The organism is Streptomyces sp. NPDC050704 (assembly GCF_040654355.1).
GTDB lineage: Bacteria > Actinomycetota > Actinomycetes > Streptomycetales > Streptomycetaceae > Streptomyces.
The window spans coordinates 1-8428 of sequence record NZ_JBFAHW010000218.1; the positions used below are offsets into that span (position 1 = coordinate 1).

Annotated in this window: 8 protein-coding genes and 1 pseudogene; 5 read left to right on the forward strand and 4 right to left on the reverse strand. The window is 70.3% G+C overall.

What is annotated here, in order from left to right; genetic code table 11:
* Both AB0I18_RS50860 and AB0I18_RS50865 read right to left on the reverse strand, forming a co-directional pair.
* The coding region (locus AB0I18_RS50860) for a DUF1996 domain-containing protein (protein WP_363112684.1) at nt 1–1460 on the reverse strand (1460 nt) is incomplete at its 3' end.
* A 303-nt stretch (nt 1461–1763) separates the two neighbouring features.
* On the reverse strand, nt 1764–2540 hold the full coding sequence (locus tag AB0I18_RS50865; protein ID WP_363112685.1) for an MBL fold metallo-hydrolase: 777 nt from the start codon (nt 2538–2540) through the stop codon (nt 1764–1766).
* A gap of 33 nt (nt 2541–2573) precedes the next feature.
* Between AB0I18_RS50865 and AB0I18_RS50870 the strand changes: the two genes are divergently transcribed.
* On the forward strand, nt 2574–2816 hold the full coding sequence (locus AB0I18_RS50870) for a hypothetical protein (RefSeq protein ID WP_363112686.1): 243 nt from the start codon (nt 2574–2576) through the stop codon (nt 2814–2816).
* A gap of 298 nt (nt 2817–3114) precedes the next feature.
* On the opposite strand, the gene AB0I18_RS50875 is transcribed toward AB0I18_RS50870, so the two are convergent.
* A complete protein-coding gene (locus AB0I18_RS50875; protein WP_363112687.1) occupies nt 3115–4119 on the reverse strand; it encodes a DJ-1/PfpI family protein in 1005 nt (334 codons plus the stop codon).
* A 270-nt stretch (nt 4120–4389) separates the two neighbouring features.
* Here AB0I18_RS50875 and AB0I18_RS50880 point away from each other — a divergent pair, with 270 nt between their 5' ends.
* The 4 genes from AB0I18_RS50880 to AB0I18_RS50895 all read left to right on the forward strand — a co-directional run bounded on the left by AB0I18_RS50880 (nt 4390) and on the right by AB0I18_RS50895 (nt 8183).
* Nucleotides 4390–4629 carry a hypothetical protein gene (locus AB0I18_RS50880; RefSeq protein WP_363112691.1) on the forward strand — a complete coding sequence of 80 codons (240 nt, stop codon included), beginning with the start codon at nt 4390–4392 and terminating at the stop codon, nt 4627–4629.
* Nucleotides 4629–6923 carry a heavy metal translocating P-type ATPase gene (locus AB0I18_RS50885; RefSeq protein WP_363112688.1) on the forward strand — a complete coding sequence of 765 codons (2295 nt, stop codon included), beginning with the start codon at nt 4629–4631 and terminating at the stop codon, nt 6921–6923. The genes AB0I18_RS50880 and AB0I18_RS50885 overlap by 1 nt, the downstream gene beginning before the upstream one ends.
* Nucleotides 6920–7441, forward strand: a complete 522-nt coding sequence (locus AB0I18_RS50890; RefSeq protein WP_363112689.1) for a copper chaperone PCu(A)C — start codon at nt 6920–6922, stop codon at nt 7439–7441. The genes AB0I18_RS50885 and AB0I18_RS50890 overlap by 4 nt, the downstream gene beginning before the upstream one ends.
* Before the next feature lie 373 nt (nt 7442–7814).
* Nucleotides 7815–8183, forward strand: coding sequence for a helix-turn-helix domain-containing protein (locus AB0I18_RS50895; protein ID WP_363112690.1), 369 nt, complete (start codon nt 7815–7817; stop codon nt 8181–8183).
* A gap of 151 nt (nt 8184–8334) precedes the next feature.
* On the opposite strand, the pseudogene AB0I18_RS50900 reads toward AB0I18_RS50895, so the two are convergent.
* Nucleotides 8335–8428: pseudogene (locus tag AB0I18_RS50900) on the reverse strand (Lrp/AsnC ligand binding domain-containing protein); the annotation flags it as partial.

Here is an 8428-nt window from a genome sequence, read left to right on the forward strand (position 1 = left end):
TTCTCGTCGAAGAAGTTGATGAAGTCGTTGTGGTCGGTGATCGGCTTGTGCAGCTGGTCCGGGAAGCTGTCCACCGCGAACGGGTTCACGACCTGTCCGTTCTGGATCTGCGGGGCCGGAACGTCGTAGACCAGACGGGCCTGGAGCTGGGGGATGGCCTGGAAGCCGTTGGCGCAGGTGCCGTCCTCCTGCACGAAGTCCACGTGCGCGCGGTGGTTGGCGCTGTCGCTGTTCTGGCCGTCCCAACAGCTCTGGAAGAAGGACGTCCGTACCACCGAGCTGCCCTCGGGGCAGATCGGGTACTTGTCCGTCAGCTGCCGGTCTTCGAAGCCGGTGCAGCTCCAGTTCGTGTTGGCGTTGGCGAGGCCGTTGGTGAAGGCCTTGGCGTCACCGGTGATGATGCGCAGGGCCTGCGGCATCGCGACGACATCGCCGGCCTTGTTGCCGACGAACTTCAGCTCCGCCTCGGTGGGTTCTTGGATCGGGCCGATGTTGCCTTCCGCACCGCCACCGAGGTCGTTCGCGTCGAACTCGTCCTCACCGTTCTGCAGGCGCAGCACCGGCCAGTAGTACGTCGACTTGTCGCCCTGGTTCTCGCAGCTGGTGTCAGCCTGGAGGAACTCCTCGTCGCTGGTGAAGGCGCTGTTGTCCTGGTTGCCGACGTTGTCGTGGGTGTGCTGCGCACCGTTGCTGACACCCGGAGCGTTGATGATGTTGTCCGAGTTGTGGTTGTCGTTCCCGTTGGTGCCGCAGCGCGTGGTGAAGGTACCCGTCGAACCACCGTCACCGTTCGCGGCGAGACCGTTTCCGTTCACACCCTTCGGGCCGCCGTTCGGCTGGACCTGGGTGATGTCCTGGAAGTCGGCCGCGGGCAGACCGTTGCCGACCTGACCCTGGCCTTGGCCGTTGTCCTGACCTTGACCGTCGTCCTGACCTTGGCCGCCGTTGTCGCCCTGGTTCTGGCCCTGGTCACCCCCGGGGGCGGGCTGGTTCTGGTCCGCGACGCCCTGACAGGTGGCGAGCTGGTCCGTGTCCTTCGGGGTCTCGCCGCCCGCGTTCCGGATGTTGATGCCGATCCGGTCGAGGGTGGCGACTCGCTTGGACTTGAGCGGGCCGAGAATGGCGTTGTTGACGAAGCCGGCGTCCCCCGCCTGTGCCTGGCGCGTGTCCGCGAGGCGCTTGTAGGCATCGGTGATCTGCTGGTCCAGTAGCGCCAGTTCCTTCGCGACACCCGCGCGTGCCCCCTCGGGCACGCTCGTCAGCTGCTGGCCGACGTCCGGGCAGTCGATGGTGGCCACCTGCGCGGCGGACAGCGTGGTGTTGTGCTCGGGCTTCGACTCGCCCGCCGAGGCGTTGAAGTTGGCCCAGACCAGGCCGCCGCCCGCGACTGCGAGTGCCGCGGATGCGGCAATGGCCCGAACGGCCAGCGGCGAACGTCGTTTGCGTGTGTTGCGTCCCATGGAATTCCTCTGACTGCCTTGTGAGGCTATCGAGGCGCCCGACAGGAGTGAAGCGGCTCCATCAAATACGCGGGAAGCCCCAGGAGTGTTCAAGCGACTCAGGAATTTATGAAAGATTCCTGGGGCAAGCTGGTCGCAACACCCCATGAATCACCGGGAGTTGATGCTCTCTTACGCCACGTACATGGCGGAGGTCCCTGCCGGGGCCCGTGAAGGGGGCGTTCAGGCCGTCCTGGCCAGGATGCGCGAGAACCGCCACCCGGACGCCGATTTGTCGTCAAGCTTGGCGTTGAAGTCTGGCGCTTACCGGGCGAAGTCGAGGCGGTCGGCCAGGCCGGCCTCGCTGAAGGCGGTCTCGATTTCGGTCCGGCCTTCCTGGAAGTGGGCCCAGCTGTCGAAGTGCGCGGGGACGACCCGCCGCGCGCCGAGGAGCTTCACGGCCTCGGCGCCCTGGGCGCTGTCGAGGGTGAGCAGGGCGCCGTCGAAGGCGAAGGACATGCGCGCGCCACCGAGGAAGAGCACCGCGGTGTCCACCGGGGCGAACTTCTCCGCGATGTCCGTGACGTGCTCCAAGGCTGCGTTGTCACCGCTGACGTAGACCGAGGGCAGGTCGTGGGAGGTGAGCATGAAGCCGATGACGTCGCCGGTGACCGGCTCGCAGCCGACGGGACCGTGCCGGGCGGGCACGCCGGTGACGGTCACGGTGCCGCCGTCGGGCCTCCAGAGCTCGGCGGTCTCCCAGAAGGCGAGCCCGTGGGCGTTTCCGCCCAGTCGGCCGGCGCCGCTGACCGTGGTGAAGACAACCGGCGTCCCGGGCAGGAAGGCGCGTCCGGCGTCGTCGAGGTTGTCGTCGTGTGTGTCGTGGGAGAGCAGAACGGCGTCGACGGGGCCGAGGTCGGCGGCGGTGACGGGTGAGGGGTCGGTCTTGACGAGCTTGTGGTCACCAGGGAGGGGCAAGGAGTACTCGCCCGGCGGGTCGAAGGTCGGGTCGGTGACGAACCTGAGCCCGCCGTACTCGATGAGGGTGGTGGGACCGCCGTACACACGGACGCCGACCTTCTCGCTGGTAGCGCTGGACATTCGGGGACCTTCCGGTTTCTGGAGCTCGGGTTCTTGACGGAGCCGGGCGGTACGGCGGACTACGCGCGGTGGGGCCACCCGGTGAGCCCGGGACGCGTCACGGGCGGGAACGGAGAACATGCCGAAGTGGTGGTGGCCCGCGCCGTCCTCCAAGCCGGCGAAGGCGAGGCCCGCGGCGTCGGTGACAGGCGGCATGAGCACCTTGCGGCCCAGTCCCTCGGCGCGCTGGACGATCGTGACGACGGCGTGGTGGTTGACGCGGAGTTGCTGTGCTGATCCAGAAGCCGAAGGACCGAGTCGCCCGTCGTCACCCGCGGCTACGTCGGTCGCCCGGCCAACGCCGTCACCAGGCCAAGGTGGCACCGGAGGCAGTCCGCGCGGACCCGGCGGTGAAAGGGCTGTCATTCACAGCGCGAACCCAGATCGCTGAGGCCGGCGGGGCCGACGAGGATCTCACCCGGAACCGCGCCCCTCCTACACCTCGGACGCCGACAGCAACTCCAGGGCCCGTCGCCTGCCGTGCCTCGAAGAACGTTTCTGCCTGTCGTCGGAGACCTCGGATGCGTCGGATGCGTCATGGCACGAAAGTCTCGTGCCTCGGTGCGACGCGCGGGGGTGGCATGTCCGGCATCCTGCGAAGCACGTCCCCCGTGATCCCGTAGCGGTCCAGAAACGCCTGTCGCAGTGTCTCCGCCGATCCGAAACCGCAGCGGCGGGCGATCGCCGCCATCGGCAGTCCGCTGTTCCTCACCAGGTGTGCCGCCGCCTCGGTACGCGCCACGCGCACGGCCCGTGCCGGAGTGGTCCCGAGGTGTGCGCCGAAGAGCCGGGCCAGGTGCCGGACGCTGACCCCCGCCCGGCCCGCCAGCGCCGGCGGTGAGAGGTCCTCGGCCAGATGGCCGGCGACGTAGCCCATCAGGTCCCGCACCAGCCGGTCCTCCGGCGGCGGAGCGGACAGGTACAGGGAGATCTGTGCCTGGTCGGCGGGACGGTGCACCTGAGTGACGAGTTCTCGGGCGACGGTTCGGGCCAGGGTCGGTCCGTGGTCGTCCTCGATCAGCTCCAGCGTCAGGTCGAGGGCGCTGGTGAGGCCGGCGGAGGTGTAGACGTTGCCGTCGCGTATGCGGATCGGGGCCACGTCGACGGCCACCGAGGGATACCGCTCGGCCAGCCGTTCCCCCCACCGCCAGTGGGTCGTGGCTCTGCGGTCGTCCAAAAGCCCGGCGGCGGCCAGCACATAGGCGCCGGTGCAGACCGAGGCCACGCGCCGGCTGTGCCCGGCCAGCCGCCGCACCTGGGCCAGCAACCTCTCGTCCGCCGCCGCGCCTTCGCAGCTGAGGCCACCCACGACCAGCAGCGTGTCCAGGTGTCCCCCGACCGTCTCCAAGTCCAGTCCCCCGCCCACCTGGATCCCTGTCGAGCTCCGGGCGGCCCGCCCGCCGAGGGTGCCCAGCTCGATGGAGTACGGCGGGCTCGCGCCGAACCAGTTGGCGATGTCCAACGCACTGCTGGGCGCGGCGATGTCGAGAATCTGGGCGTTGTCATAGGCGACGATGAGTACGCGTCGGCTGGTGTCCATGCCTGATGGCAGCACATTCAGCGGCGTGGTGTCGCACCGGGCACACTTTGGAAGCGTCGTTCTCGGTCTCAACAACGCTGAGGCCCCGAGGCGGCCTGCCACGGACAGTCGCGCGGCCTCGCGGCGAAGCCCCAGGGCAAGCGTGACGCACGCCATACAAGCGTGCGGAACTCCACCTTCTCCGGGCCCGACTTCTGTAAACGGTACGGCCACGGGGATCCGATGTGATCCCGCGCCCGGGCCATCTGACAGATGTAAGGAGCCCCGATGATGGAAGAGCCCCAGCAGTCCGCCCCCGAGAAGATTTCCGCGCTGCGGAGACCGGTGCCGCAGCCCGCCCTCTGCGGATTCCTTCTCCTGCTCGCCCTGGTCTTCACGGGGTCGTACGCCGCCGGAGCAGCCGTCGACCCGGTGGCGCCCGATATGCAGCGCTCCGGAACGAGCGGTGACGGCGGTGGCGGTGGCGGCATGGACATGGACGACATGGGCATGGGCGGGAGTGGCGGCTGATGACCACGGAACCGGTCACCTCTGTGGTGACCACCGACCTGACCGTCGGCGGGATGACCTGTGCGGCCTGCGTGCGGCGGGTGGAGAAGAAGCTCGCGAAACTGGAGGGTGTGACCGCGACGGTCAATCTGGCCACCGGGGGCGCCAGGGTGAGCCATCCGCCGCACGTCAGCCCCGACGAACTCATGGCGACGGTCGAGCAGGCCGGTTACACGGCCGCGCTGCCCGAGCCGCCGAAGCAGCACGGGAAGGAAGAGGCCGGGGAGTCCGACGGCACCCGGCAGGAGCTCGAACGGCTGGTGATCACGGCGCTGCTCGCGGTGCCTGTGGTCGCGCTGTCCATGGTGCCCGACCTGCAGTTCCGCGCCTGGCAGTGGCTGTGTTTCGTACTGGCCACGCCGGTCGCGGTGTGGAGCGCGTGGCCGTTCCACGTGCGGGCGCTGCGCGGGCTGCGGCACTCGGCGGCGACCATGGACACCCTGGTCTCGCTGGGCGTGGCGGCATCCTTCGCCTGGTCGGTGTACGCGCTCGTCTTCGGCGGTGCGGGCGAGCTGGGCATGACGATGCCGTTCAGCCTGCTGCCCGAGGCCTCGGACGGCACGGCGCACGTCTACCTCGAAGTGGCCGTCGTCGTACCGCTGTTCGTGCTCACCGGACGGTTCCTGGAAGCTCGGGCCAGAAACGGCACCGGGGCGGCCCTGCGGTCGCTGGCCCAACTCGCCGCGAAGGAAGTGGCGATACGCGACGACGGGGCCGAACGGCTGATCCCTGTCGAGGAGTTGCGGGTCGCGCAGGTCTTCGTCGTCCGTCCCGGCGAGCGCGTCGCCACCGACGGCGTGGTGGCGGAGGGCAACTCCGCCGTGGACCTGTCCCTGGTCACCGGGGAGAGCGAGCCGGTCGAGGTCGGACCGGGTACGGCCGTGGTCGGCGGGGCGGTCAACGTCGGCGGACTGCTGCTCGTACGGGCTACCGCGGTCGGTGCGGACACCCAGCTTGCCCGCATCACCCGGCTGGTGACCGAGGCGCAGGCGGGCAAGGCGCGGGCGCAGCGGCTGGCGGACGCCGTGGCCGGGGTGTTCGTGCCGGTGGTGCTGGCGCTCGCGGTGACCGTGCTCGGGTTCTGGCTGGGCGCCGGGGCCGACCCGCAGGCCGCCATCACCGTGTGCGTGGCCGTCCTGGTGGTGGCGTGCCCGTGTGCGCTGGGGCTGGCCACGCCGACCGCTCTGATGGCCGCCACCGGGCGCGGCGCGCAGCTCGGTGTCCTGGTCCGGGGCCCGCAGGCCCTGGAGGGCTTGCAGCACATCGACACGGTCGTGCTCGACAAGACCGGCACCCTCACCTCCGGCCACATGACCGTCGCCAGAGTCACCGTCGTGCCGGACGGGCTCGGGCGCGAGGCGGTGCTGCGGCTGGCCGGCGCGGTGGAGCAGGGCTCGGAACACCCACTGGGCCGCGCGATCGTCGCGTACGCGATAGACGCCCCCTCGCGCGACCGTGTTCGAGCGTCGGGTGAAGCCCCGACCGGGCAGGGCACGCTGCCGGAGGTGAGCGGCTTCGCCGCGACCGCCGGGCGCGGCGTGCGCGGCCGGGTCGAGGGGCGGCTCGTCGAAGTCCTCGCGCCGGACGGGGAGTTGCCCGCCGCCCTCACCGAAGCGCTGCGGGCGGCGGAGTCCGGCGTCAACACGCCGGTCCTGGTCCGTGTCGACGGGGCCGCCGAGGCGCTGATCGAGGTCGGAGACGTCGTACGCCCCGGCAGTTACCAGGCCGTGGACCGGCTGCGGCGCCTCGGTGTGCGCCCGGTGCTCGCCACCGGCGACCGGGAGGCACCGGCGCGGGCGGTCGCCGCCGCGCTCGGCATCGAGGAGGTGCACTCCCGCTGCACGCCCGAGGACAAGGCCGGCCTCGTACGGGAGTTGAGGGAACAGGGCTACCGGGTCGCGGTTGTCGGCGACGGGGTCAACGACGCCGCCGCGCTGGCCGGAGCCGACCTCGGCATCGCCATGGGCGGTGGCACGGACGTGGCGATCGGGGCTGCCGACGTGACGCTCGTACGCGGTGACATCGAGGCCCTGGGCGACGCGGTCCGGCTCGCCCGGCGCACCCTGGGCACGATCCGCGTCAATCTCCTGTGGGCGTTCGGCTACAACGTGGTGACCGTGCCGCTCGCCATGGTCGGGCTGCTCAACCCGATGCTCGCCGCGGCGGCGATGTCGGTGAGCTCCCTGCTGGTGGTCGGCAACAGTCTGCGCCTGCGGGCCTGGCAGCCGTCGCGGGTCCGGGGCGGTACCCGATGACCGGACAGCGCCTGTGGCGCCCCAACCGCCGCCGAGTCACCGACACCCTGATCGCCGCGCTCGCGCCCGTCGCCGCGTGCCTCGTCGCACTCGGGGGCCTCACCACCTGGGTCGCCCAGGGCAACGCGGGCACCCCCGCACAGATCGCCGTCACCGGCGGGCGCGTCTTCCTCTCGTTCAGCAGCACCCGGGAGACCTCCGCGTTCTTCCGCATCACCAACTCCGGCGGCGCGGACGACCGGCTGCTGAAGGTCACGTCCTCCGCCACCGGCGGCGACGCCAGGCTCAGCAACCACCGCATGGCGGGCGCACGGGCGGCGTACGGGCAGACGGTGGACTCCGCCGCCGTCCCGGCCGGCGAAAGCCTCGCCATGTCTCCGTTCGGCACGGATGTGACCGTGCGGGCGAAGGAGACATGGCGCGAGGGCGACCTCGTGCCGTTCACGCTGCACTTCGCACGCAGCGGCCGGATCACGACCCTTGCGGTGGTGGTCCGGCCGGGCACGGGCGGGACGTGACCGGCGGCCCTGCCCGGTGAACTCGCCGCGGATACGGCGGTGTTCGGGAAGCTGTGCGTGCCGCCCGCACGGATCGTGACCGCCGCAGGCAGGCGATGAGGCACGCTGCGACCTGCGCGGCGAGCGTTCCAGGGCCGCGGTTGCTACCGCGGCCCTGGAACGCTCTGGGTCTCTGCTGTGCTGTGTGCTGTGTTGTCGGCGCGGCCCAGGTTCTGGCTGCTCGCGGCGAGCGGCCAGACCCGGGATGCGACACGGACTACGCGGTGCGCATGGCTTCTCCTCAGCTGAGTTCCGTCGGGTGCTGCCTGCTGAGGCCATAGACTCACCAGCGATAATCAGCCACCTCAACGTAGCCAATGAGGGGATGCGACGCATGCCACAGCTTCCGGCCTTCGATGTCATGACGGCGACCTGCCCGTCCCGCACCTCACTCGCTCGCATCGCCAACAAGTGGACGGCCATGGTGGTCATCGCCCTCAGCGCCGACCGCATGCGCTTCCGCGACCTGCGCACCACCGTCGACGGCATCAGCGCCAAGGTCCTCACCGAGACCCTCCGCGACCTGGAACGGGACGGGCTCGTCACCCGGCACATGTACGCCGAGGTACCACCCAGAGTCGAATACGAACTGACGCCACTGGGGCGCACCCTGCACGCTCCGCTTCAGGCACTGGGTCTCTGGGCCGAGGTACACATGACCGAAGTACTCTCGGCACGCGAGAGCTACGACTCCCGCCAGTGACCGTGCCTGGTTACCCGAGGCGAGCGTTGAGCGCGAGGAAGGACCTCGGCAGGTGATTCGCCGCCCCACATCGTCTTCCGGGCCGTCGCAGGGCTCAGCGGCCACAGCGGGCAGCGCCGCCTCGGACCGGCGGCACTGCCGCCTGCCGCGGCACGCCGGGCAGGGCCCTGATGCGTCTGTTGATGACGTCCAGCAGGTGGTCGTCGTCCTCGCAGACGATCTCGGCGAGGATGTCGAACGAGCCC

Coding starts and splice junctions, on each gene's coding strand:
- AB0I18_RS50865 (WP_363112685.1), bottom strand. CDS start 2,540: ATGTCCAGCGCTACCAGCGAGAAGGTCGGCGTCCGTGTGTACGGCGGT.
- AB0I18_RS50875 (WP_363112687.1), bottom strand. CDS start 4,119: ATGGACACCAGCCGACGCGTACTCATCGTCGCCTATGACAACGCCCAG.
- AB0I18_RS50880 (WP_363112691.1), top strand. CDS start 4,390: ATGGAAGAGCCCCAGCAGTCCGCCCCCGAGAAGATTTCCGCGCTGCGG.
- AB0I18_RS50885 (WP_363112688.1), top strand. CDS start 4,629: ATGACCACGGAACCGGTCACCTCTGTGGTGACCACCGACCTGACCGTC.
- AB0I18_RS50890 (WP_363112689.1), top strand. CDS start 6,920: ATGACCGGACAGCGCCTGTGGCGCCCCAACCGCCGCCGAGTCACCGAC.
- AB0I18_RS50895 (WP_363112690.1), top strand. CDS start 7,815: ATGCCACAGCTTCCGGCCTTCGATGTCATGACGGCGACCTGCCCGTCC.